Here is a 23,912-nt window from a genome sequence, read left to right as displayed (position 1 = left end):
TAGTCATTTGCAATAGTTAAAGCTTGATCTTTAAATCCATATTGCTTAGATAGTATCGCCAAATTCCTCATTATAGGAAACTCACGGGCACCATTTTTATAATACTCAACTTGCGTATAATATTGCTGGGCAGGATTCAATGCGGCATCCGCAACTGAAACAAATTCGATCGGCCGTCTTATATCCCATATCTCTGTGTACAATTCTCCCATCTGGAGAAAAAAATAAAAAAGTTGGATAGGCATTAATTCCATATTGCTCAATCAAAAAGTGAGCATCTGCATATCGGCTTTTTTTCTCTGCATCATCAGCCCTTGATGTATCCATCTGCATCTTGATACAAATGAAATGATCGTTTATAAATCGGCCCAAATCATCAAGAGGATATACATCTTTGTCCATTTTTTTGCAAGGTCCGCACCAAGAAGCGTAACAATCCACAAATACAAATTTACCTTCTGCTTTCGCCTTCGCTTTAACCTGCTGCATGTTCTCATCCTCCACAAATCTTATTCCTGCGCCACTTCGTCCATACAACCCTTTAATCGACCAATTCTCTTCTACTTTCCCAAATTTATCCTCCCTTACAATTTCGATATTCGATCCTCCCTCCGCTAACCTCCAGTACATTTTTGATATGCGATAAGGATTGCTCTCATTGGGTCTACTATACATAGTTGTCTCAGTCATCCCCATGCTATCTGCTGAGTATTCAAATCGAATTACTTTATTTTTACCACTAGGCGAAACCGTATTAATTGGAGAACCACCTAGTTTTAGTGTATAGTTACCCGTGTCCAATCCATGTTCTGTAGGGGTGATTGTTAGGATGGTAATTGTGTGGGTGTAATTATTCTGGGATATTCTCATTTGTTCAGGAAGCCCATCGGCATAGTCTGTCCCACTTAAACTTTGCCGCGCTTTCAGTATCCAAGACCCGGAAAAATCAGGCCGTCGTTCGAATGCAAAACTATCAGCAGTCACAAGCATAAAAACAACTGCTAGGCTAATCGTATTTTTCAGCTTAAGAATACTCAGCGGAAGACTCTTTTTTTGAAAGCATCTCAATTTATTGATTTAAATTATCTTGCATAGACACACCATTATACGCAGGTTTATTGTAATCACTCAGAAAAGCACAGATGTTTAATCATCTCTTTCCCAGCTTTTCACGATTATTTTATCACTCCAAGGACTAGCCGACATATATTCCATCTATATCTCGCCTTATCTCCAGATAACATTTTCCGGATAAGACCACATATTCACCCATTGTTTCTAAGGCAAGAAACGAAAAATTACAATTTCCACGATCTACCCATATTTCTAATACATAGAAATCATTGTCGCCCATTCAATTTGCAACTTTCCATCTATTATTGGGCTTTAAATTCAAGTTTTGTAAGGCTACCAATATATACTCAAACAGCCCCTATTTCCAATAGGCAGTTAGTCGTGCGTTACGGTTTATTCAATAACCTGTGTTTTGTTTCAGATTCTGATCTTGGGTAATATCAGCGAATGGCATGGGAAACAATTGTTTGTAAGATTGCCACGCACCGCCTTTCGCTGAACATGCGTTGCCCGGGGCGCCCATTATTGCATCCAAGTTACCAGTGCGTTTCATATCAAACCAACGGTGCCCCAGTTCTGTAAATAGCTCTACCTGTCTCTCATGTTGAATAGCGTTTAATAAGGAAGCTTTATCTGTTGAACCGGCATATACATCTAATCCGGCACGTACTCTTATTGCATTCAAATCAGAAGCCCCTTCCGATTTGCCCAATTGAATTCTTGCTTCAGCCCTGATCAGATACTGCTCTCCGAGGCGGAAAACCATCAAATATTCTGTTACAGGATCATTTTTTTGCGCTTTTGTATTTAAATGGATAGTAGTAAGTCGTGCCGGCCACAGTTACACTATCTATCCAAGTAACTTTTCTTTGATCACCCGAATCGAAAGTGTTCATTAGGTTTTGGCTTAAATACACAGGATGGCCAGTATTAGCACCAGACACATTAGAAGGTCCGGTCGAGGGGATTACAAAAGACCAGGCATCCTCTGTGTTATGCCCCGGAAAAGTCGGCTGTAATTGCCAGATAGACTCCTTTGCTATTTGCCAAGAATACATCGTTCAACGATGTACTCAGAGTAAACAATGATGTGTTATTAATAAGAACAGATGCGGTCGATTCTGCATTCGCGTAATCTCCACTGAATAAATATGCTCTTGCAAGTAACGCTGCTGCTGCCCATTTCGTTGGCCGTACCCTATCTGATATGCTGTTCAACAAAGTTCCATCAAGATAATTTGTGCTCAAAATTGACTCTGCGTCTTTCAAGTCGGTAATAATTTGTTGGTATATTTGTTGGCTAGGCATATTTGAAAGAAGGGAATTGATATTCCAATCTGTGCTGGTAGCAAGTGGAACATTCCCATACATATTTGTCAGATAGAAGTAAAAAAAGGCTCGCATAAATTTGGCCTCTCCTAAAAGTTGCTGTCTGACTGCTGGTGTCAGACCAAGTGGAATTATTTAACCCTTCTATTGCAGAATTGCAAACAAAAATGTTATTATAAAATCGGCTCCAAAACTCAGTGCCATAATTTTGCGTGGTATTAGAAATTAATCCGTTATGATAGTACGCAGGATATCGGGCGTCTGTAACTCCTTTATATAATGTCAGTTCATCTGCGGACAATCCAATCCACATTGAAATACTTCCAAGTCCTGTAAACCCTTCATAACCAGTAGTCATTCTTTTATATATAGCTGTGACGACAGAGATTGCGCTAGCGTCGGTCGTATAGACATTTGCGGCGTTAATGCTGGTCACCGGCGCACTCACGTCTACCAGTTTTTTGCAAGAAATCTGGAAAAAGATTGAAATAGCCGACAGCGTCACTACTATAATGAACATTCTTCTCGCCGGCACGTTGCTATTTGTATCTGAAGATGGAGAATTCATATTTCTTACTTTAAAATCTGAATGTTAGGCTTTTCTGCTATAAACTCAAGTATATTCCAGCGGTCCATACTCGCAATGGAGGCAATGAAAGAATAGTTTGATTCTCGGGATCCAAACCTTGGTAGTTAGTAATTGTCCACAAATTTTGCCCACGTATATAAAGCTGACAATTCTGCAAATGGGCTGATTTTATCCACGAACTCGGCAACTCCCATGCAATCGATAAGTTTTTCAGCCGTATATAAGAAGCGTCTCCGAAAGCGGCATCGCTGCCCACTGCGTAATTAACATCGTCAGCGTATTTATTGACGGTATACTTCGCAATTGCTGCAAGATCGCCTGGTTTTTGCCATCTGTCCAAGTACCTTACGGGCTGATTGCTCGCTGCATCGTTGAAGGAACCGGGAGGGACGCTCCAATTATTAAACATAACAAGAGCGCCGATTTGTTTTACAAATTGAAACATGAAGTCAATTTGAAAACCTTTATATGCGAAGTGATTTTGAAATCCTCCATAAAATTTCGGCAGTGTGTTGATCAGAGCGGTATAATCATCAGGATATGTTGGTGAAAAAGTAGCGGCTCCGTGTTTGTCGGCAAATTGATAGATCCCTGTTAAGGGATCGACGCCTAAATAATGGGATGCTTTACGAATGCCGATCGGCTGCCCTATTCTTAAATTACTGCCATAAGAGGATGTGGCGAGATCGGGAAATGCAATTAACTTATTTCGAGGAATGGTCAGATTAAAACTGCTGGTCCACGTAAAACTACTAGACTTAACATTGGTGCTTTGCATCGACAACTCCCAACTTGTATTTTGCACTGTTGCCGGAAAATTTCGGATAATACTGCCATAGCCCGTGATAGAAGGCAACTTATACCCAAGCAATTGGTTGGAGGAACGATTCTGTCCGTAAGTAACATTGATCAATATTCTGTCTTTTATAAAGCCCAGATCTATTCCGCCTTGCAACTTGCGTGTATTTTCCCACTCAAGGTATGGATTGGGCAATCCCTGAGGGTACAACGCCGGGACATTCTGATAAGGCAAGCCGGCACCTCCAAAGTAAGGGCTGCCATACAAGCTAATATATTGATAATCCGGAATTTGATCATTTCCCGTGGTACCATAGCTCGCTCTTAGCTTCCCGAAACTAAGAATAAGAATATTCTTCATAAACCCCTCTTGACTAAATATCCAAGCTGCACCCGCGCTGCCAAAATTATGAAACTGGTTTTTTGAGCCGAACCGGCTGCTTCCATCCCGTCGGGCAGTCAGATCAAGTAAATATTTGTTCTGCCAATTATAGTTAAGACGGCCAAATAAGGCATTATATTTATATTGTGTAATACTTGAACTATTGCTAAAAATCTCAGTGGCCTGAGAGATGTCTTCGAGAGTCGCATCGTTATTAAAACCAAGTGCAATCAAAGAATTGGCCTTGCTATTATTTTGGTGAATTGTAGTTCCCAGGAGGCCGCTCAATCTGCCATTTCCAATTTCTCTATTGTAAGTAAGTTGGGGTTCAATTATCCAAGAATTTAGATTCCTACTGCCGTAACCGGCCCCTCTCTGACTATTAGGCTGCTGGTCAGGAGCCACTGCAATTAATGGAAACGGAGTGTAATCGGTGGTCTCCGTTACCGTATATCCTTGGCTGCTTCTTATTTCCAAACCAGGAAGAATAGTGTATTTTAATATAAGGTTGTTTATGAAATTGGTTGTTTTGTTAGTATACGAATTGTATCGATTCTGCAGTGGATTAACCCAGGTGGATGTTCCTGAAGAGTTGAGTGCCCAATTAAGAGTACCGTCTGGATTATACACCATTGGGGCATCAGGTTCTAATTGAACGGCAGAAGCAGTCAGATCGTAATTGGGCAGTTGGTTATTATCGATGAGATAATTGCTAGTTAATTGAAGGTGAAATTTTTGGTCTGAGGAGGCACTGCTCAGGCTTAAATGAACTGATCCCTTTTGATCAGCGAAATTGCCTGGAAGAGGGAAAACTGTTGTCTCACGGTGATAAGTACCCCCTACTAAATATTGTAAAGCATTGGTTCCTCCCGATATGCTGGAATTGATATTGGTGTATTGAGCAGAATTACCAATCAATGCCTTCTGCCAGTTGGTATACCGGGTCGTATCCCATGTACCATTGATGTCATAGTCGCCCACATCGGGAGTCAAACTATCATTATTAAAAGCTTCGTGCCGCATCATCAGGTACTGCTGGGTGTTCATCATTTTCAAGCTTCGTGTGACTTTTCCCCAGCCTTGTTGGACATTCAAGTCCAATTTTGCTTTCCCGGCTTTACCTTTTTTTGTCGTAATCAGAATAGCTCCATTAGCCGCGCGTGAGCCATAAATAGAGGTTGCGTCAGCATCTTTTAATACTTCAATACTCTCGATATCTGCCGGGTTAATATAACTTAATGGATTCCCTATACCGCCGCCTCCAGATGAGCTGCCTAATACGTTGTCTAATCCCGTAGTTGGGAGCTGAGAAACCAGCGGAACTCCGTCAATTACATAAAGGGGATCACTGCCGTTTGCTATACTATTCTGCCCCTGCACATGTACGGTTATCCCCCCACCGGCTATGCCATTTGACTGAGCAATGAACAATCCAGGCACTCCTCCCTTCCAAAGCCAGTAACGGATTATTCACTGGCTGCTTTTCAATATCTGCCCCCTTTACTGTGGTCACATTGCCTGTACTGAACCGTTGGGTTGTTGTCCCGTATGCAATCACCTGTGTCTGGTCTAGAATATTCGTAGATCGCTTAAGTTCTGCAAACAGCCTGAATACATTATCCTCTACTTTAACTTCTGTAACAAATTTCTCATACCCTACAAAACTGATCTCAACGCTATATTTTCCATTGGGCACGTTCTTTAGTGTAAACTCGCCCTTTTCATTTGTTTGCCCCCTTTTATTCAAGCCTTTAATTTCAATCGTAGCTCCTGCTAGTGGAGCCCCCTCGTCATTTCTGACAATTCCTGCAATTTCCGGCGCATTCGTCAGAGGCAAATTGCCGGTCGTTGATTGTATTTTCGATATTGAGATCGTTTTCCCAGAAATCGTATAAGTCAATTTCCACGGTTGAAATGAAAAGCACACTTTCATCACATCGTCGATTGTCCCATTGGTCAAACTAATTGAAACTGGCTTGGCAGCCTGTAACGTCGACTTCTCCATCAACACGCCGTATCCTGTCTGGTCCTCAATGGCGTGGAACACAGTGGACAGGGGCAAATTGGTCCCGGTGATACTAACTTTCTGAGCTACACCCCTGGCGTGAACGTGGAGCGCCCCGATGAGCAATATTGCAGCCGTAAGTCTCATAGCGAGCGAAAATGACGCGATGGTAGCCTTTACCCGGACCGCTACAAGGCCGGTACCATCTTTTTGACAATAGTCAGCGCTTCTCTTGCAGGCAGCAAGAGCCGTTCTCATGCATTTTTTCATAATTTTGTTAGTAGTTGGGTGATGCCAAACTGATACCGTCAGGATTGAGTGACCCAACTAGGCTCTGTAAAAAGGAGCATCAGCCGGGGTGTGTCGCGAGCACATTCCCGGTTTTTGTTTGGGCCACGTGTTGGCCTAAATCAGGATGGATGTAGCGGAAATGACAAGAATTGCCGCTGGTTAGTAATGGTTTGTGTCATCTTGTTTCGGGTTTAGGGATAATCAAAGCTCTCGAAATACACCCGATCGATATCAGGTGACATTTCACGTATCTGTAGTGTCTTCGGTCGTCGGCATGGCCGACTATCAAAGACGAGAATTTAAAATCGTAATAGGCGTTCGGTTGGCAAGATGCGTTAGAGACTAAGTCAAACGCATAGTAGGTAGGTAAAATGGCTATGGATAGGCTGCCGAAATAATCGACAAAGCCCCCGGTTCTACTGATGAACAATTACAGTTCTGTCTTTCAGACTCGTATGGATATGGAGTGCCTCCAGCGACGCAAGCGTCTCGGCAAGGTTTTGGTTCCTTGATATAGACCCCTCCAGCTTTTCGACCGAAGGCTCGCCCTGATACTCAACCGAAACGTCATACCAGCGGGCGATCTGCCGCATCACCGTCCGCACATCCGCGTCCGAAAAATTGAAGAATCCTCGTCGCCAGGCAGTCACGCTGTACACATCGGGATGATTGATGGCCAGCCTCCCATCCGACTCTTCTGCCTGTTGACCCGGCACCAAGATCAGGTTCCCACCACTGCCGGCTGCCACACGTACTTTCCCCTCGACCAATGTCGTTTTCTGGGTCAGCTCGTCGCTATAGCAGGATACATTGAAGCTTGTGCCGAGTACTTCGATATTGTTGCCGCCAGGTAGAAAGACCGTGAAGGGTTTGCGTGCCGACGGAGCGACTTCGAAAAACGCCTCGCCATTCAATAGTTCCACACGGCGTTGGCTACCTGAAAATGCGACGGGATATTTCAAACCCGAACTATTGTTCAACCAGACTTTCGTACCATCTGGCAAGACCATAGAATACTGCCCGGCCCGTGGCGTCTGCAAAATATTAAATGCATCGGCCAACGCAGGAGCCTTTGAAGAGGAATAACTGATTGTCGACCCATTCTTTACGATCTCCGTGGATCCCTGCGAGGCGATCGATCCATCCCTTGCTGAATCGAGTTCGATGACAGATCCGTTTGCTAGCTGCAGATGAGCCCGATCCTTACCAGGATGTACGACCGGAGCCTGCGTCACCTGTTGTTGCGAAATCTCAGAGGAAACCCTTGACTGCCGATGAAAGATCAAAAATCCACCGGCAAGAAAAACCAACACACATGCCGCGGCGGCAATCCACTTCCAACGGAAGAAAATCGGTCTCACAGGCGCCGGAGAGCCAAACAATTCAAAGAATCGCTTGTCCATTCTCTTCTCGTCCATCTCCATTCTTTCCTTCAGCCAGCGATACAGCGTCTCGCGGGTAATCGACTTCTCGTAGAAGTCCCGGTTGTCTCCCTGATCGAGCCAAGCCTCCAATTCGAGTTCTTCGGAGGGTCGGAGGTCCTGGACTTCAAGCCTCTTCAAGAGGAGCGTTGCTATTCTGTACGTATCTGCCATATCAATAACTAACCTTTCTGCTTGTTTTGCAGACGTTTACAACCAATTTTGCATCTTTTTGAAGCCCTCTAAAGAGAACCTCTTAGCCATTACGAGGAAATTCGGCAAACTACCATCGTCTACCATTATTAAATTAATATTTTTTTTGCCGCTATGAGGCGATGTCGCAGAAACCTACCAGCAGCAGAATTACGAAAGCTTCTTCGCCCTCAAAATGCCCTTTGTCCAGTAATTTACGGATTTGGGCCTTGGCTCTGGCCATATGATTATATACCGTCTGGACACTTAGGTTCAGAGAGGAGGCAATTTCTTCCATGCTCTTGTTCTCCTGGAAGCGCATCAGCATCACTTTCCTACGCATGATCGGTAGAGCATTTACAATATTCCATAGCTCCTCCATCAAAGAAGCCCAGACCATCTCGCGTGTTCGCGGGGGTCGGTCTGGGTGAGACCCCCTGGCCTCGGTCTCGGAATGGAGTTCATCCGTAAACTCCTGAGGGTAGCGTCTCTCCCGCAACACATTGATACACAAATTTCTCGCAGTGAAGAACAGCCAGCGCCGGAGGTGGACCAGGGAGTCGATCCTATCTCTGTATTCCCAGAGTTTCATAAACACTTTAACCGTGATGTCCTCTCCGTCCTCTCTGGACTTGGTGATCTTGACGGCAAATATATAAATCTCGCCCTTTAGTGAGTGGTAGATCCTCGTGAAAGCCACCTGATCACCACGGAGAAACGATTCGAATACAGATTGATCGATTTGAGTCTTTTCCTTCATTTACAGAGCCTGTTTCAATACTTTATGCAATATTTCAACCACCGCCACAGCTGGTCGGGACCGTCACGTTCTTCAGTAGGAAACAAGGTTTAAAAACTCCCGAATAGATTTCTGGATTTGAGCAGTTTTGGATGGGACACTTTGGTTCTTAGAGCAAGATAATAAAAATAACAAATTATTTAAATGATAAATTCCTGCGGCAGCATTGTGCATATAATATATTGAATTTTAGTTCGCTGCATTGTGTCCTCATTTATACCTTTTGGAAACATAATTCTGCTTTCGGTGCACCGTGTATTTTTTTTTGCAGGCCGTTCCCTTTGTAACTTTCTTAAACAAAACCTTATCGCATGCAAGACATAGTCGTCCGCCCAGAATACCGAGAGCACCTTCTCTTTATCCCCGACCGGAACTCCGGGGCCAATTCGTCCGCTCAAACTCTCTCAATTGTTATACCCGCCTATAACGAGCAGGCGACGATCATGTCCATTCTCGAGCGAATCAAACAGGTACACCTGATCAATAATATGAACAAGCAGGTGGTCATTGTAAACGATGCCTCCAAAGACGCCACCGACGCTCGTGTCAGGCAGTATATGCAGGAAAATACCGACCTCAATATTAAGTACTGCATCCATAAGGTCAACCGGGGTAAAGGAGCAGCCCTCCATTCCGGCATCCGCCAGGCAACCGGAGACTATATTATCATCCAGGACGCCGACCTCGAATACGACCCAAGAGAATACAACAATTTGTTGAAACCCGTTGTGGAGGGGCATGCGGACGCGGTATTTGGCACCAGGTTCTTCGGCGGCAAGCCCCATCGCATCCTCTTTCTTCTGGCATTCCATCGGCAACAAATGGCTGACTTTCTTCTCCAATATGTTCAGTGGTCTCAACCTGACAGATATGGAGACCTGCTACAAGTTATTCAGGGCCGATATCCTAAAAAGTCTGCCCCTGAAAGAAAAACGGTTTGGTTTCGAGCCGGAAGTCACTGCAAGGGTCGCCCGGGTCCCTAACATCCGCATCTACGAAGTAGGTATCTCCTATTATGGACGGACGTTCAGTGAAGGGAAAAAGATCAACTGGAAGGATGGGTTCAGGGCCCTCTATTGCATCCTTCGGTATGGCCTTACAAAAGACAAACAGATCGACAACAGCCTTGAAAATTCTAACCTTATTGTCGTGGAGGCCGTGGAAAGCAATTTGACCAAATCCGAGCAATAATGAAGCGCACCCTCTTAGTTGATAGTATCGCCTTTTTCTTTATCCTGCTGTTCCTATATACGGCTACTGCCAAACTTCTCGACTGGCATACGTTCAGGGAAGAGCTGCAGTCATCCCCTATTGTAGGCAATTTTGCCGGGGTTATAGTGTGGGCATTACCAATCCTTGAGATCATCCTTGCCTTTGCCCTGTTCGTCCCTGCATGGAAGCTGTATGGCCTGTACGCAACCTTTATCCTCATGGTCTTGTTTACCGCATATGTTGGCACCATCTTACTAATCGACAATCAGCTGTCCTGCAGCTGTGGGGGCATAATAGAGAATCTGCCACCGGACCGGCATATAATATTCAATGGCATTTGCGTGTTTTTGGCCGGGCTGGCCATCCTGATTCACCGCAGACAGGCGCCGACTCCCAAATTTCAATGGCTAACAAGCTCATTTAGCGTTCTTTCTTTCCTCCTGCTAGGTTGGATATTATTTACAGCCTTTACGACTAAGTCGACAGTTAAGACAGGAAAGGAAGGAAGGCTCTTGCCTGCATTCGAAGTGTTACTACCTGACAGCACTACAAAATTGAATACTGCGGAAATTCCCACCGGCAGTCCCTTCGTAGTCATTGGGTTCTCTCCTTGGTGCACGCACTGTCAGGCCGAAGCCAGAGATATCGTTAAGAACATTGCAGAATGGAAGGGGACACAAATCTACTTTGTCACACCATATCCATTTAAGGATATGAAAGGATTCTATACTTATTTCAAGATGGACAAATGCGCCAATATTACTATGGGCCGAGATTTGACTAACGCCTTCTTCAAGTATTTCGATTCGAAAGCAATCCCCTATACCACCGTCTTTGACTCTAAGAAACGCCTCAAGCAGGTATTCATCGGCGAGACTAAATCCGCCGACGTAAGAAAGGTAATCGAAAATTAATTAAGCAACTTTTTGAACACCAAAAGCTGCCTCTGGTAAACCAACAAAATTTGACATTAACGCCTTGCCCTACGTATCTTGCTACCGTATTACAACAGGAATATCCTGAACTATAAAGGCACTGGTTTGTAGAATCCCATATATATAGCCGACGGCTGGGATTTGCAGACATCCTGTTGGGCAGGTCCCACCGCCGGTATTTTCCCCGCAAAACCTTTTTAACCTTTTACCCAGGTCAAAGCTCTGGCATTAGTCGCGCCATAAAAAACCAATTTACTTAACCTGCCGCAAAAGGCAACAAACCTTATGCTATGAAGTCCTTACTCCATCGCCTCATTCGTCTTGATCATTTGATCGCACTGAAGGCCACCGGCACTCCTGCTGACTGTGCAAACAAGATCGGAATTTCCGAACGCAGCCTCTATGATTATCTCAAGATCCTTAAGGAAATGGGAGCGCCGATCAAGTTCTCCCGCGACCGCAGGACCTACTTTTACAGAGAAGAAGGACGCTTCCGGATCTCCTTTATTGCCAGGTACAAAGAAGAAATGCTGGAAGAAAGTTTGGCATAATTTGGAAATTCCAAAAACTTCCCTATCTTTGTTGTGGCTCAATTAGGCCGCATCTTATTCTCACTGTGTTCTTGCTTTTTAATTAGCATCACTAATCGAAAGGTTTCCGATCGATCCCCACGCGATTACTGGTATCAGGGGGCGATCAGGAAGCCTTTTTGTCTAACTCCTGAATCCTACTATGAATTTCAAGCGGCAGTAATCATTCAAGCAATCTTTTTTCCTCAAGCTTTTCCCTGACAATATGTGGTTGCCGCTGAAGCAATATGGCTACCACATTCACATTTCTAGATTGCAAGTAAACTCTTTCAAGGATCAAATACTTAGCATCACTCCAATACTCATATGCCCTTGAGTAGTTCTTTTTTATCAACCATTCCTGTGAAGTATACACCTTATCTGTCCTTACCGGAAGTCCTCCTACATGCGCTCTTTCCCTCTCAATAAGTAATGCAATATCTTCCCTATTCATTAAAGGTTGGTGAATTACAGCTACTTTCCTTCCTGCTTCCGGCCCTATGCCAATCTGCTTATTCGAGAGATTAAAACGCCACTCGGTGTCTCCCTTATCGTTGGTAGTATAGGAGCACCTGCGGGATAAGCTTCATTAGAACATTCGCCTCCTTGAGCCGGGATAAAAACTTTCTGAAATGGAGTCCCCGGTGACGATCTTTTTCGATCAAGCCCCGTCTTGCCAGTGTCTTATAAACATCGGTAGATCTCGCATTCTTCAATCCTGTTTGAAAAAGAAATTCCTGTATAGCGGCACTGATCCTTCTGGCCTGCTGGAAGTCTTCCTGAGTAATCATCATAGCGATAAGGTTTACAGCAATTTAAGCTATTTTAGTCGCTTTTCTGTCGACCATAACCAACCAGAGATAACTCATGCCTTTAGGCATTTACTATCTCTCTCTCGACAGCAACACACCATTCATAAACAAATGACTATACGTCGGTACCTGCTCCGGCTGGTTCTTCGAGAACAGCACCCCGACCAAGTCTTCAAGTCCGAAATCACTGAAAACCCGCCAAATCCCAATACCGGTTACAAACGTTGAAATACAGATATGCTGGTGATCTGTATTTCGAAGGCCGTCGAGCAGTCGTGGTGATAGCGGCAGGGAATTATTGTTACGTCGGGGCAATGCCATCCGCAGTTGATACTGCTCGAGTATCCGTTGCCGGCTGTTACCGACGGCTGGCTTGCTGAAGAAGGCGAATACCAGTATTGAGTGGCCGTATAACTCCAGTAGTTGATGTACCAAGGGGTAGGAGTCGGCATGCCGCTGGATCAGACCAATCGTCTCGTCGAATCTTTCCTGTATCATACCGACTGTTTAGGGGTAATGAAAAGGCCGCCTCTAACGATCAGAGACGGCCCGCGTAAAGGTTGGAAAGGATTGGTCTGCTTTGAGGATAGGTTCATGTTAAATAGGAAAGGTAACGGCTATGGATCGGAACTTTTGTTCGGCTTCTTTAGCCTCAAATATTGCGCTTCTACCAGTAGATAGGCATCCCTGTCGCTGAGGCCACAGAGGCTCCCTATACGGTAGATTTCTCTCAACTCGAAATTGTCTGGCCGGGCAAGTAATATATTGAAGTCTGAGACTTTCTTTCCCAGATCGGTTGCCACCACAGTCTTTGGCACATAATCGAAAATGTCGTCCAGCATCTTTATCTGTCCGTCGGCATGCAGCAATTTGATAAGGTTATAGCGCTTGTCACGCTTAATCATTCTCAAAGAAAAGGATTATAGTCATAGAGGCAGACGTTTGGCCCCCTATTTTCCCTTTTTTAGGGCTGATTATTCCCTTTCTTACTACTGGTTTTTCTTTTTATGACTTCCTCTTTCTCCCTAGGTGTCCACGTGCCCATTACCGGCAACAGTCTAACAGTCAGATTTTCTCTTTCTAAAATCACGAAACCAATTGATTTGCAATATTTTAAATATCCTTTTCCTCGCGCGGCCGCAATAACTGTCCGTTCAGGACGTTTAAAATTGTGTAGCCCAACCAATTATTAAACCCGTTCCCTGAAAACCCTTAATCACCACCATATGAAACTGATCGCCTTTTTCATCTCGCTTTTGTTGCTGGCCTCCTGCGGTCCCAGCGAAAAAGAGAAAATTGCTTTATTGCAAGCGCAAAAAGCCAAGGATGACTCCGCTCATACGGCTGAAATGCAAAGATTCAAGGATGCCGAGGTATTTCGATCTACACTCTGCGACTCGCTGGCAGCATATAGTGCCCTGCTAACCCGCCAGCAAAGTACCCTGACCCAACTTCGTACTGCCATCTATACCGCCAATGATGAATTGACAGAAATAAAGACGTCTCACGCAGGACAACCGTCCCACGATCAGGAAAAACAGGAGCTCAAGATCCAGTCCCTGATTGTGCAACAAATCACCCTACAGTCAGAAATGCAGCACAACCAGGCAGAGATCTCCCAAATTAAATCCCAGCTGGCTACCGCGAAACGGTGACATCGCATACTGAAAATTATTGACATAATAGCTATAGCTTTTCCGGTTTTTTCCACTGAGATGATCGTCATCTTTGAATAGCATGTCTACCCAAAAAACCGAGCAATGAACAATCCAAATCAACAACATTTAAGGTCAAAGAAAGTCTCGACTTACCAGAGTCAGCGGGAACTGGACGAGTTTAGGAAGAAAGTAGCCAACTCAAGCTGGCGGGGATTGAGCGAGTACAGCGGGAACCTTTTGATGGGCCTACCGATTACGTATTATACACGTAACAGGTCGTTCGACACGTTTATTTCAGAGGCTGTAAAAATGCGTAAGGAGATACAGAAGGTTAAATCCATGGCCTTGTCGCCGGAAGACGGAAAATGACTGGTCGAGCTTTCCTCAGAAATTAATGAACACTTTCAAAAACATATCAGACGATGTTTATAAAAAAAGAACAAACAGAAACATCGCTCAAGGTCTTCGGTATCACGAACTGAAATTGGAGCAGAAACAAGCCAAGTGCATAGTTGCGGAGAATTTACCAAAGAATCTGGAGGACGTGAGTAGAAAGATAAGCTTCGTCATCTTCAACGGCTGACGACAAGGAACGAAAGGGCTCAGTTGAATACGATACATATTCCTATAAATTTTCAAACTTCTGAAACGATTGCCAATGAAAAGATGGCGCAAATAGCGAAGGAATACATGGCAGGAATAGGACTGGACGATCAGCCCTATCTCGTCTATCGCCATAATGACGCCCATTATCCACACTGTCATGTTATCTGTCCGAAGATTGACGAGGACGGAAAACGATTGAGCTGAATGAAGTTATACGAAAGGAATCTTTGAATGTCACCAGGGAACTCGAGATCAGGCATAAGCTGGTGGCTCTACAGAGGCGAACTCCAAGGCTAAGACAGGTGAATGACTCTACTGTTCAGAAGATCGAGGACGCCGTGCGGCTAGTCGTTCCGATTTATAAATATACCAATCTGGGAGAATTGAATGCCCTGCTCAGCACCCAACAGGTCGAGGCATATAGATAACTCGGGGCGGGTACAAAAAAATGTGGTATATCGACCTTTTGAATAAAGCCGTTTGAGATCACAAAGCCTTGGGCAGGAGTACGGCGTGAAGGAAATACAGACAGCGGCAGGCACAAGAGCAGACCCTGACCTACCGGCAGCGTCAACGCCATTATTAGCCTTATAAATATAAACCCCTATTCCGATCGCAGACTCCGAACCGGACTCATTACCGCAGCCCGGACCGCCTGAACACTCACCGTGATCAGCGCGATCAGCACCGCACCCGCACCGGCAAGCGCGAAGATCCACCAATATAGCGTCGTATGATACGCGTAATTCGAAAGCCAACTACTCATCACCCACCATCCCAACGGGAACGCTATCAAACAGGCAAAGCCGACCAGCCGCAGGAACTGCCCCGACAACAACCCCACCAGCCCCGGCACCGACGCTCCCAAGACCTTCCGGATCCCCAGCTCCTTCAATCGCCGCTCCGCTGTATACGCCGCAAGCCCGAACAACCCCAGACAAGAGATGACGATCGCCAGCACAGCAAACAGTCCCGCCAGCTTCTCCGTTAACATCTCATTCGCAAACGCCTCGTCAAAATCGGTGTCCACGAACTTGTACTGCGGCGGAAACCCGGGACTCAAACGCCTGATAACCCTCTCTACCCCCGCCAGCGCATCAGACATAGGCATCCCCGACCGCAGCCGGATATTCAAAAAATGCGCCGCCGACGGCTGGTTATAGAACACCAGCGGCGCCGCCGACTCATACAACGTGTTAAATAAAAAGTTCTTCACGATCCCCACGACCGTCAACCGCTTCCGACCCCCGTCCGTAACAATACTGCCCACCTTTCCATAAGAACCCATCGCAGCAGCCATAGCTTCATTAATGATCACGCTATTACTGTCCACTGACGTCTTCGTATAAAACCCCTGCCCGCCACCATTTGCATATCCATCGTCGATAAAAAATGCGCATCGATATTCTCCCAGGTCACCAGCAGATCCAAAGATGGATTCTTGCCCTCCCAGCTGTAGTTGTCGGTATTGTTCCATATCTGCGTCACCGGATACTCGCTCAGCGAGGCATCCGCCACTACACCCGTTGCGAGCAGATCGTCGTGTACATTCAGCAGCTGCCTCGTCTGGTTATCCTGCAGCTGTATATAAAGGAGATTGTCCCTCGTATAACCCAGGTCACGGCTTCGCACATACTTTATCTGCCGGAAGATCACGAACACCCCAACAATAAGCACGATCGCAATAGTGAACTGTGCCACCACCAGCCCCCGCCGCACAAGCCCACGACCACCCGGGCGCAACCCCTTCAACGCACCGACCGGATTAAAGGAAGACAAATAAAATGCAGGATAGCTCCCCGCCATCAATCCCGTCACCACCACGATCGCCAGAAGATAACCAACATGCAGCGGCCGGCCGAGGCCGGGGAAAGCTCCTTTCCCACAAGCGCATTGAATCCCGGCACAAATAAATACACCAGCCCCACCGCGATCACCACGGCCACAAGCGACAACAACAACGCCTCAAGAATGAACTGCCCGATCAGGCTCCGCCGCGCAGCTCCCATCACCTTTCGCACGCCCACTTCCCGCGCCCGCTGCTCCGAACGCGCCGTAGACAGATTCATAAAATTGATACACGCGATCAACAATATGATCCACGCGATAAAACTAAAAAGTCGTACATACTGTATCTTCCCTCCTGCCTGCTTCCCATCGGTAAAATCAGCCCGCAGTCGCCAGTCCCGCATGGCAAAAAGAAAAGGCACAGTCTTATTGTTTTTCTGATGCCTGTCCAGCAGCCGCAATAGTTCCCGATCCACAGCCGCCCTGTCCGAACGGGAATCCAGCTGTACGAACGTATGCGCCCAGTTCGCGCCCCAGTAAGTCTGCCAGGCATACTTATGCTCCTGGTTCTCCATCGGCGCGAGCCACTGGAACTGAAAGCTCGAATTCTTCGGCATATCCCTGAACACCCCGCTGACCACAAAGTCCTGCTGGTTGTTGAGACGCAGCGTCTTCCCAACAGGATCAGCGTCGCCAAAGAACGTCTTCGCCATCGAGACATTCACCACTATCGAATGCAGCTGGCTAAAAGCAGCCCCTTTCACAAATTTGATATCCAGCGCCTGAAACACGCCCGCATCCGAATAGTCGCCCTTCTCATAAACGGCGTTATCACCCAGCGCAAACAGCTCCGCAAAAGTCCCGGACATCCGAAAAGCCCTCACCACTCCCGGCACCTCGGCCAATATCGCCGCAGACATCGGCCCCGGCGTCGCATGAAAGGTCGATACTTTCCCTTCATAGGTCTGATTTTCGTATACCTGGTACAGACTGTCCCGATTGGCGAAACCACGATCAAAAGACAATTCATCCTCCACCCATAAAAATATCATAGAAGCGCAGGCGACTCCTATTGCCAACCCCGCGATATTTAAAACACTATAGCCCCTTTTTTTCAGCAAATGACGGACGGCCGTCACCATCAGGTTCTTTATCATAAAATGATTTTATTCTGTACGCAGACTTTTTACAGGATTGGCCAAACCCGCCCTCAGCGCCTGAAAACTCACGGTCAGCACCGTGATCAGGATCGCCCCCGCCCCCGCCGCCGCAAAGATCCACCACGGGATCTCCGTCCGGTTCTCATAACCCTGCAGCCACTGGTGCATGAAATAATAAGCTACCGGCATCGCAATCACCAGCGACACCGCCACCAGCACGATAAATTCCTTTGACAACAGCCGCCATACACTCGTCAGCGAAGCGCCCAGCACCTTGCGGATACCGATCTCCTTCGTCCGCTGCTCCGCCACAAATGAAGCCAGCCCGAACAACCCCAGACAGGAGATAAAGATCGCCAGCGCCGCAAAGAAAGTCGCCAGCCCGCCGATCCGCTGCTCGTTGCCAAATTTTTTCTCGTATAACTTGTCCACGAACTGATAGGTAAACGGACTGCCCGGATTGTATTTTTTGAACACTTCCGCCGTCCGCCGCAGCGCCTCGCTCGTCGGGATCGCCCCGTTCAGCCGGAGTTCGATCGTACCCCCGCCATTGCCCGTCAGCGTATACATCGAAGCCGCAATCTTCTCGAAAGGATTCGACCGGATCATATCCTTCGAAACCCCAACCACGATATAGGGACGTCCATGCAACACCACCGTCTCACCAACCGGCGTCTTCAGCTCCATCAACTTCACCGCCGCCTCGTTGAGGATCATCGCCGAACTGTCCGTCGCCATCCCGCGCACAAAATCCCGCCCCTGCGCCATCTGCCATCCCACCGCCCTGCCAAAATCCACCGTCACAAAATTCGCGTTGACCAGCGGATGCGCATCCGGCGCCTTCGTCTTCCACGAGAAATCCGTCGTGCCACCCCAGTTGTTGGTCACCGGACAGGAGGTCTGCGCGTAGGCTGTAGCCGCCCCACTACCCAGCAACTCTTCCCGTATAGCGTCGGCATGCGCGTACATATCCTTCGTGGTCATATTCATCTCGATCAGCCCGCTGCGCTCATACCCCACCGGCAAGTCCTTTGCATACTGTATCTGCCGGTAGACCACCAGCGTCCCCACAATGAGCACCACGCTCACCGTGAACTGCAGCGTCACCAGCACCCGCCGGGGACGGATGCGAACCGCCCCGCCCTGAACGTACCCTTCAGCACCTTCACCGGCCTAAAAGAAGAAAGATAAAGCGCCGGATAACTGCCCGCTACCAGCCCCGTCAGCAGACTAAACCCAAGACCCAGCCCCCAGAACAGCGGACTCTTCCACAACACCGCCATCGCCTTGTCGGAAAGGCTGTTGAAAAATGGCAGACTCGACTGCGCCAGCAACAGCGATAACCCAAACGCCAACATCGCCACCAGCAGCGACTCGCAGAGGAACTGGAACACCAGCTGCCGGCGCACCGATCCGATCGCCTTGCGGATGCCCACCTCCCTGGCGCGACGCTCGCTGCGCGCCGTCGAAAGATTCATAAAATTGATACAGGCGAGAAGAAGAACGAACACGCCGATGATCCCAAAAAGCCACACAAAATTGATCATCGACCCCGTCTCGACCCCATTCTTATACTGATACAAATGCAGACGGCTCAGCGGCTGCACAAAGAACTGCGGCTTGTACTTCGGATAATTGCCCTGCCGCTCCCGCGCCATCCTGATCTTGGCCGAGGCGACGGCGAATGCGACGCCCGGCTTCAGCTGCGCGAAGATCTGCCAGGAATTGCTGTCCCACGCGTCGAGGTTATTTTTGGTATCGTCGCTATACGCCGCCCACTGATCCCATGCGCCGATAAAATGGTAGTCGTTAAAACTGCTGTTCTTCTGAAAATCCTCGTATACCCCCGCGACCGTCAGGCCATAGTTGTTGTCGAATTTCACGGTCTTCCCCACCGGATCCTCCCCGTCGAACAGCGTCTTCGCCAGCGACTCCGACAACAACACCGCATGCATATTCTTCAGCCCGTCGCGGCTGCCCATCAGCATCTTCAGCGTCATCATTTTCGGAAAATCGGGATCGACATAAGCGCCCGTGTTGGAGATCAGCTTGTCCCCGATGGCCAGCACCTGCGCCTTCGACTGGGAAGACCGGCACACATACTGAAAGTCGGGATAGTTGTCATGCATATCCTTCGCCAGCGGTATCGGCACGATCCCATAGGTGTCCGTGGTGCCGCCAAAATTGACGTTCTGCAGCACCTGCCCGATGCGGTCCAAATTCTCCGTGTTGTGGCGATCGAAAGACAGCTCGTCGTAGATCCAGAGCCCGATCAGCATCGCCACGGCCATACCCGTCGCGAGGCCTGCAATATTGATGGTGGAATAGAGTTTACTCTTCAGCAGGTTGCGCCAGGCGACCTTGAGATAGTTCCGGAACATAGCGTTGGTTTGAGACTCACCGGCCAACAATATGCCAGAGAGATAACGGGCTCGGGATCAGCGGGCTGCCGCGTCTTCGGGTGTACGCGGTGTCCGGTTTCGCGACAGCGGGTGTACGCTACTTCTTCCGCGGCGGCCCGTACCCCTCCCATTCCCAGGGCAGGGTGATGCCGGTCAGGCGGCGGACCAGCTCCGTATACATTTTTTCGGCGTTGTCGCTGTTTGCCAGGAACACATAGGCCTCTTTTCGTCCCGGAATACAGATGCTGTAGTTCTGCCAGCCGTCGTCGTGCCCCTCCTTGAAGAAGACCGGGCCCGCGGCGGGGTCTGTAAACAGCCCCCAACCCAGACCGTAAGATAGATTGATGGCTCGGTTGGCCAGGGTCGAGTCGGTGTTCAGCGAAGGGAACTGGTGTTTTTCGTAGATCGCTATCTGCGGCGACACCATCTGGTCCCAGGCCTTTTGTGTGATATCCCGGTGCTGCATGACCGCGGCGAGAAATCTGGTATAATCCGCGATCGTCGTCTCCATCGAGCCCGCGGCGTTGGATTTGCTCCTCCTTCTTTTCACGACCGTATCGGCACGCGCGGTATGCCCGACCGCGAAGTCTTCGTCGAAGGCGGGATGCCAGATATAGCCGGTGCGCCGCATGCCAAAAGGCCCGAAGATCCGCTGCTGCGCCAGGTCTTCCAGCGACCTGCCCGTAACGGTCTCGACTACCAGTTGCAGCAACACGAGGCCTTCGCCGCTGTAGGCATAACGGCTGCCGGGCGTGAAGAAGATCTCCAGCTTTTTATTGTCGTGGGGATTGAACTGACGCCAGTTGGGGAAGCCCGTCGTATGGCTCAGACAGTGCCGGGCCGTGATCAGCCGCCATCGATCGTCCCCTTCGAGGTCTTTATAGTCGGGATACTCCGGTAGGGGTTTGGGCAGATAGGTATACAGCGGCTTGTCGAGATCGATGGCGCCTTCACTGACCAGCTGCATCACGAGGTAGGCGAATACAGCTTTTGAAAGGCTCGCCGCGTAGACGCAGGTTGACGTATCCATCGGCAGTCCCGCCGGCTTGTTTCGGTAGCCGAAACTTTTTACGTAGACGGGCTGGCTGTCTCTGACGATGCCGACGCTCATGCCGGTGATACCGCCCTTGTCCATCAGGGCCTTGATGGCCTCGTCGGGAGTCTGGGCATGACTGCTGGCGGACAGCAGGGAAAATAAGGCCGCGAGGGGTAACAGTCGTTTCATGGTCTATTCGACTTTCAGATTGCGCACGGGGTTTAACAGCGCCGTCCGAATTGCCTGAATACTTACCGTCGCCAGGGTCACGGCCAGTACCATGACGGCCGCCAGCACGAAGTCGACCCATCCTATCCCCGCCCTGTAGGCAAAGCCTTCGAGCCATTTATTCATCGCCCACCAGGCCAGCGGACAGGCGATGACGATCGCGATCAGCGCCATTCGGATAAAGCTGCCCGAAAGCAGCATCGCCAGATGGCCCAGCGAGGCGCCGAGGACTTTTCGAATGCCAATTTCCTTGACTCGTTGCTTCGCGGCGTAGGACGACAGCCCAAAGAGACCGAGACAGGCGAGCAGGATCGCGATCGCGCTGAACAGGTTCATCACCTTCCCGAGTCTCAGCTCGGAGGAATAGGTCTTGTCGTAGTCTTCGTCGAGGAAATGGTATTCAAAGGGCATATAGGGGGCGATGTCCTTCCACTTGGATTCGATAAAGGCGATGGTCGCCGGCAGGTGTTCGCCCGTGACCCGCACCAGCATCCTGTCGCCGCGCACCTCCGGGAACATCACCAGCGGAAGGATGGCGTTGTGCAGCGACTCGAAATTGAAGTCGCGGACCACGCCTCTTACATAGCCAGGGCGGGACTCGCCCATATCCATCCGTTTGCCGATGGCTTCCTCCGGCGTCTTCCAGCCCAGGGCTTTGACCGCCGACTCGTTCAGAATAAAATGATAAAGGCCCTGTTTGTTGCTGTCCGCGGGATTGAAGGCCCAGGGGCTGCCGTCCTTCATGTCCTGCAGCGAGAGGTCTTCGCCCGCCACGAGACGGAGCCCGTTGGTCCGGATATAGCCTTCGTCGATGGGGTTACCCCTGACGGAGAGATACTGACCGGGCGCCATCGTCTCGTTGCGCATATTGTATCCGCCCTGAATATCCACGGGCGTGGAGGCGCAGCTGGTCGCGCTGACGATATCTCGGTTACTGGTCAGCGTTGATTTGATATAGGCAAGCTGTGGGATCATTTTGCGGGTCATCGGCACCTGGAGTACGTGTTCGCGGTCATACCCCAGCTGTTTGTTGCGGATATAGCTCAACTGCCCCTGCATGATAAAGGTCGAGACGATCAGGAACACCGAGATCACAAACTGCCCGATGATCAGCGACTGGCGCAGTCCCCGGCCGCTACGGGTGTTCTTGAAGGCGCCCTTCAGCACCTTGATCGGCTGGAATCGCGCCAGGATCAGCGCGGGATAGCTGCCCGCCAGCAGACTTACGACCACGGCCGTCAGCAGCGAGAAGCCGATGAACAGCGGGGAAAACAGCGAGGCCGCCGGCAGGGTCCGGTCAGCAAGGCTATTGAAGGCAGGCAGGACCAGCAGCACGACACCAAGGCTCAGGACCACGGCCAGCAGACACAGGATCAGCGACTCGCCGATGAACTGCCAGAACAGCTGTCCTTTTCCAGCGCCGATCACCTTGCGGACACCCACTTCGCGGGCGCGTTCGACGCTGCGGGCCGTACTCAGATTGATATAGGTCGAGCAGGCGATGATCAGGATCAGCAGGGCCACGCCGGCCAGTATATAGATGTATACGATGGAGGTGCCGGGTTCGAAGCCGACCCACTCGGAATACAGGTGGACGCGGTCGAAGGGCTCGAGCAGGAAGTCGACCGTGGCGCCCTTGCCCTGCATCTCCTTTTTCATAAAGGCCGTCACCTTTGGCTGCAGGGTGGCAAAGGTTTTCTGATCGCGGAGGAGGAGGAAGGTCCCGTAGTTGGCGTCCCAGTAGGTCTCTTCCTGATTGGCGTAGAGGGAGGAGAAGCTGGCCAGGAAATCGAATTTGAACTGCGAGTTGGACGGCACGTCGGCCATCAGCCCCGTCACCTGGTAGGTGGTGCTGTCGGTGCCTATTCTGAGGAGTTTGCCGATGGGTTCTTCGCCTCCGAAATAGCGGCGGGCCGTGGTCTCGGTGAGGATCACCTTTTTAGGACCGCTGAGGGCGGTATGGGGATCGCCCTTCAGCAAGTTGAAACTAAAAACGTCGAAGAAGCTGGAGTCGGCAAACATGAACTTCTTTTCCGTGAACAGCTTCTCCTGATAGCCGACGATCCGGTCGCGTTCGGTCATCCTTACCGCCTTCTCCACCTCGGGGAAGGTCCGCTGGAAGGTGGGGGCCACCTTGGTGCTGGTGAAATTACCCCAGCGCATGCCGCCGCCGCCGTCGAATTTATAGCCCATGATGACCCCGGCAACCCGGGGGCCGTTGGACTCGAAGTCGTCGTAGCTGAGTTCGTGCCGGATAAACAGCGCGATCAGCAGACAGCTGGACAGACCGACGGTCAGACCGAAGATATTGATGAGGGACGAGCTGGGGTTTTTTCGGATGTTTCGGAGGGCGGTGCGCAGCCAGTTGTTGAGCATAAGGTCTATTTTTGTAGTAAATGTTCTAATTTACTGTAGTTCCTTTTTTAATTGATTATAGTTAAAAAACAGTAAGTGGTTACCCTTAGTTGGGGCATTTTTGACCCAGCCTGACTTGCATAGAAGCAAAAAACAGTGTTTCTATGCAGTAGAATTTAGAAATTACTATTTAGCTCGCTCTGATCCTTTCTGGTAGCAGACCTACTATCCACGATCCGGTTGTCACAGACCTTCTGTTCGCATTTCACTA

General features: G+C 49.0%; 25 protein-coding genes. 7 read left to right on the top strand and 18 right to left on the bottom strand.

Features of this window, described 5'->3' with window-relative positions:
• Positions 1–105: 105 nt before the first annotated feature.
• From ACQ86N_RS01340 to ACQ86N_RS01310, 7 genes are all read right to left on the bottom strand, one after another.
• Positions 106–1,068, bottom strand: a complete 963-nt coding sequence (locus ACQ86N_RS01340; RefSeq protein WP_431213591.1) for a thioredoxin family protein — start codon at positions 1,066–1,068, stop codon at positions 106–108.
• Positions 1,069–1,471: 403 nt separating this feature from the next.
• Complete coding sequence (locus ACQ86N_RS01335; protein ID WP_431217938.1) at positions 1,472–1,891, bottom strand: RagB/SusD family nutrient uptake outer membrane protein; 420 nt, start codon at positions 1,889–1,891, stop codon at positions 1,472–1,474.
• A 176-nt stretch (positions 1,892–2,067) separates the two neighbouring features.
• Positions 2,068–2,523: a RagB/SusD family nutrient uptake outer membrane protein gene (locus ACQ86N_RS01330; protein WP_431217937.1), complete on the bottom strand. Its 456-nt coding sequence runs from the start codon at positions 2,521–2,523 to the stop codon at positions 2,068–2,070.
• A gap of 485 nt (positions 2,524–3,008) precedes the next feature.
• A complete protein-coding gene (locus tag ACQ86N_RS01325; protein WP_431213590.1) occupies positions 3,009–5,612 on the bottom strand; it encodes a SusC/RagA family TonB-linked outer membrane protein in 2,604 nt (867 codons plus the stop codon).
• A complete protein-coding gene (locus tag ACQ86N_RS01320) occupies positions 5,536–6,435 on the bottom strand; it encodes a carboxypeptidase-like regulatory domain-containing protein (protein ID WP_431213589.1) in 900 nt (299 codons plus the stop codon). Before ACQ86N_RS01320 ends, ACQ86N_RS01325 begins: the two co-directional genes overlap by 77 nt.
• A gap of 449 nt (positions 6,436–6,884) precedes the next feature.
• A complete protein-coding gene (locus tag ACQ86N_RS01315; protein WP_431213588.1) occupies positions 6,885–8,030 on the bottom strand; it encodes a FecR family protein in 1,146 nt (381 codons plus the stop codon).
• Between the two features lie 184 nt (positions 8,031–8,214).
• Positions 8,215–8,841 (bottom strand): RNA polymerase sigma factor, encoded by a 627-nt coding sequence (locus tag ACQ86N_RS01310; protein ID WP_431213587.1) that lies wholly within the window; start codon positions 8,839–8,841, stop codon positions 8,215–8,217.
• A gap of 350 nt (positions 8,842–9,191) precedes the next feature.
• On the opposite strand from ACQ86N_RS01310, the gene ACQ86N_RS01305 reads away from it, so the two are divergent.
• From ACQ86N_RS01305 to ACQ86N_RS01290, 4 genes are all read left to right on the top strand, one after another.
• Positions 9,192–9,863 carry a glycosyltransferase family 2 protein gene (locus ACQ86N_RS01305; protein ID WP_431213586.1) on the top strand — a complete coding sequence of 224 codons (672 nt, stop codon included), beginning with the start codon at positions 9,192–9,194 and terminating at the stop codon, positions 9,861–9,863.
• Complete coding sequence (locus tag ACQ86N_RS01300) at positions 9,751–10,071, top strand: hypothetical protein (protein ID WP_431218055.1); 321 nt, start codon at positions 9,751–9,753, stop codon at positions 10,069–10,071. Before ACQ86N_RS01305 ends, ACQ86N_RS01300 begins: the two co-directional genes overlap by 113 nt.
• Entirely contained in the window at positions 10,071–11,006 is a 936-nt protein-coding gene (locus tag ACQ86N_RS01295) for a TlpA family protein disulfide reductase (protein WP_431213585.1), read from the top strand. The genes ACQ86N_RS01300 and ACQ86N_RS01295 overlap by 1 nt, the downstream gene beginning before the upstream one ends.
• 311 nt (positions 11,007–11,317) lie before the next feature.
• The gene (locus tag ACQ86N_RS01290; protein ID WP_431213584.1) at positions 11,318–11,578 is read left to right on the top strand and encodes a hypothetical protein; all 261 of its coding nucleotides are present in this window, start codon (positions 11,318–11,320) and stop codon (positions 11,576–11,578) included.
• 202 nt (positions 11,579–11,780) lie between these two features.
• Here ACQ86N_RS01290 and ACQ86N_RS01285 read toward each other — a convergent pair whose 3' ends face one another.
• The 4 genes from ACQ86N_RS01285 to ACQ86N_RS01270 all read right to left on the bottom strand — a co-directional run bounded on the left by ACQ86N_RS01285 (position 11,781) and on the right by ACQ86N_RS01270 (position 13,277).
• Entirely contained in the window at positions 11,781–12,050 is a 270-nt protein-coding gene (locus ACQ86N_RS01285; protein WP_431213583.1) for a hypothetical protein, read from the bottom strand.
• Between the two features lie 94 nt (positions 12,051–12,144).
• The gene (locus ACQ86N_RS01280) at positions 12,145–12,390 is read right to left on the bottom strand and encodes a hypothetical protein (RefSeq protein WP_431213582.1); all 246 of its coding nucleotides are present in this window, start codon (positions 12,388–12,390) and stop codon (positions 12,145–12,147) included.
• A 90-nt stretch (positions 12,391–12,480) separates the two neighbouring features.
• Positions 12,481–12,906: a hypothetical protein gene (locus tag ACQ86N_RS01275; RefSeq protein ID WP_431213581.1), complete on the bottom strand. Its 426-nt coding sequence runs from the start codon at positions 12,904–12,906 to the stop codon at positions 12,481–12,483.
• 119 nt (positions 12,907–13,025) lie between these two features.
• The gene (locus ACQ86N_RS01270; RefSeq protein WP_431213580.1) at positions 13,026–13,277 is read right to left on the bottom strand and encodes a hypothetical protein; all 252 of its coding nucleotides are present in this window, start codon (positions 13,275–13,277) and stop codon (positions 13,026–13,028) included.
• 357 nt (positions 13,278–13,634) lie between these two features.
• On the opposite strand from ACQ86N_RS01270, the gene ACQ86N_RS01265 reads away from it, so the two are divergent.
• The 3 genes from ACQ86N_RS01265 to ACQ86N_RS01255 all read left to right on the top strand — a co-directional run bounded on the left by ACQ86N_RS01265 (position 13,635) and on the right by ACQ86N_RS01255 (position 15,100).
• Complete coding sequence (locus tag ACQ86N_RS01265; protein ID WP_431213579.1) at positions 13,635–14,063, top strand: hypothetical protein; 429 nt, start codon at positions 13,635–13,637, stop codon at positions 14,061–14,063.
• Between the two features lie 582 nt (positions 14,064–14,645).
• On the top strand, positions 14,646–14,876 hold the full coding sequence (locus ACQ86N_RS01260; protein WP_431217936.1) for a relaxase/mobilization nuclease domain-containing protein: 231 nt from the start codon (positions 14,646–14,648) through the stop codon (positions 14,874–14,876).
• Between the two features lie 23 nt (positions 14,877–14,899).
• Positions 14,900–15,100 carry a hypothetical protein gene (locus ACQ86N_RS01255; protein ID WP_431213578.1) on the top strand — a complete coding sequence of 67 codons (201 nt, stop codon included), beginning with the start codon at positions 14,900–14,902 and terminating at the stop codon, positions 15,098–15,100.
• A gap of 176 nt (positions 15,101–15,276) precedes the next feature.
• On the opposite strand, the gene ACQ86N_RS01250 is transcribed toward ACQ86N_RS01255, so the two are convergent.
• From ACQ86N_RS01250 to ACQ86N_RS01220, 7 genes are all read right to left on the bottom strand, one after another.
• Complete coding sequence (locus ACQ86N_RS01250; RefSeq protein ID WP_431213577.1) at positions 15,277–15,990, bottom strand: ABC transporter permease; 714 nt, start codon at positions 15,988–15,990, stop codon at positions 15,277–15,279.
• Entirely contained in the window at positions 15,987–16,496 is a 510-nt protein-coding gene (locus ACQ86N_RS01245) for a hypothetical protein (RefSeq protein ID WP_431213576.1), read from the bottom strand. Before ACQ86N_RS01245 ends, ACQ86N_RS01250 begins: the two co-directional genes overlap by 4 nt.
• On the bottom strand, positions 16,487–17,617 hold the full coding sequence (locus ACQ86N_RS01240; RefSeq protein ID WP_431213575.1) for an ABC transporter permease: 1,131 nt from the start codon (positions 17,615–17,617) through the stop codon (positions 16,487–16,489). The genes ACQ86N_RS01245 and ACQ86N_RS01240 overlap by 10 nt, the downstream gene beginning before the upstream one ends.
• A 9-nt stretch (positions 17,618–17,626) precedes the next feature.
• Positions 17,627–18,733: an ABC transporter permease gene (locus tag ACQ86N_RS01235; RefSeq protein ID WP_431213574.1), complete on the bottom strand. Its 1,107-nt coding sequence runs from the start codon at positions 18,731–18,733 to the stop codon at positions 17,627–17,629.
• Positions 18,724–20,001: an ABC transporter permease gene (locus ACQ86N_RS01230; RefSeq protein WP_431213573.1), complete on the bottom strand. Its 1,278-nt coding sequence runs from the start codon at positions 19,999–20,001 to the stop codon at positions 18,724–18,726. The genes ACQ86N_RS01235 and ACQ86N_RS01230 overlap by 10 nt, the downstream gene beginning before the upstream one ends.
• A 118-nt stretch (positions 20,002–20,119) precedes the next feature.
• The gene (locus tag ACQ86N_RS01225) at positions 20,120–21,247 is read right to left on the bottom strand and encodes a serine hydrolase domain-containing protein (protein WP_431213572.1); all 1,128 of its coding nucleotides are present in this window, start codon (positions 21,245–21,247) and stop codon (positions 20,120–20,122) included.
• A 3-nt stretch (positions 21,248–21,250) separates the two neighbouring features.
• Positions 21,251–23,662, bottom strand: coding sequence for an ABC transporter permease (locus ACQ86N_RS01220; RefSeq protein ID WP_431213571.1), 2,412 nt, complete (start codon positions 23,660–23,662; stop codon positions 21,251–21,253).
• Positions 23,663–23,912 lie beyond the last annotated feature (250 nt).

Origin of the sequence: Puia sp. P3, assembly GCF_050632245.1 — a bacterium.
Lineage (GTDB): Bacteria > Bacteroidota > Bacteroidia > Chitinophagales > Chitinophagaceae > Puia.
Note: the sequence above shows the minus strand (reverse complement) of the source record. Positions and strands in the feature narration are given on the sequence as shown.

What these genes read in the sequence shown, in the direction of transcription:
- ACQ86N_RS01265 (WP_431213579.1), top strand. Translation starts at nt 13,635, where the DNA reads ATGAAACTGATCGCCTTTTTCATCTCGCTTTTGTTGCTGGCCTCCTGC.
- ACQ86N_RS01275 (WP_431213581.1), bottom strand. Translation starts at nt 12,906, where the DNA reads ATGATACAGGAAAGATTCGACGAGACGATTGGTCTGATCCAGCGGCAT.
- ACQ86N_RS01230 (WP_431213573.1), bottom strand. Translation starts at nt 20,001, where the DNA reads ATGTTCCGGAACTATCTCAAGGTCGCCTGGCGCAACCTGCTGAAGAGT.
- ACQ86N_RS01290 (WP_431213584.1), top strand. Translation starts at nt 11,318, where the DNA reads ATGAAGTCCTTACTCCATCGCCTCATTCGTCTTGATCATTTGATCGCA.
- ACQ86N_RS01295 (WP_431213585.1), top strand. Translation starts at nt 10,071, where the DNA reads ATGAAGCGCACCCTCTTAGTTGATAGTATCGCCTTTTTCTTTATCCTG.
- ACQ86N_RS01285 (WP_431213583.1), bottom strand. Translation starts at nt 12,050, where the DNA reads ATGAATAGGGAAGATATTGCATTACTTATTGAGAGGGAAAGAGCGCAT.
- ACQ86N_RS01300 (WP_431218055.1), top strand. Translation starts at nt 9,751, where the DNA reads ATGGAGACCTGCTACAAGTTATTCAGGGCCGATATCCTAAAAAGTCTG.
- ACQ86N_RS01280 (WP_431213582.1), bottom strand. Translation starts at nt 12,390, where the DNA reads ATGATGATTACTCAGGAAGACTTCCAGCAGGCCAGAAGGATCAGTGCC.
- ACQ86N_RS01220 (WP_431213571.1), bottom strand. Translation starts at nt 23,662, where the DNA reads ATGCTCAACAACTGGCTGCGCACCGCCCTCCGAAACATCCGAAAAAAC.
- ACQ86N_RS01240 (WP_431213575.1), bottom strand. Translation starts at nt 17,617, where the DNA reads ATGATAAAGAACCTGATGGTGACGGCCGTCCGTCATTTGCTGAAAAAA.
- ACQ86N_RS01225 (WP_431213572.1), bottom strand. Translation starts at nt 21,247, where the DNA reads ATGAAACGACTGTTACCCCTCGCGGCCTTATTTTCCCTGCTGTCCGCC.
- ACQ86N_RS01310 (WP_431213587.1), bottom strand. Translation starts at nt 8,841, where the DNA reads ATGAAGGAAAAGACTCAAATCGATCAATCTGTATTCGAATCGTTTCTC.
- ACQ86N_RS01305 (WP_431213586.1), top strand. Translation starts at nt 9,192, where the DNA reads ATGCAAGACATAGTCGTCCGCCCAGAATACCGAGAGCACCTTCTCTTT.
- ACQ86N_RS01320 (WP_431213589.1), bottom strand. Translation starts at nt 6,435, where the DNA reads ATGAGAACGGCTCTTGCTGCCTGCAAGAGAAGCGCTGACTATTGTCAA.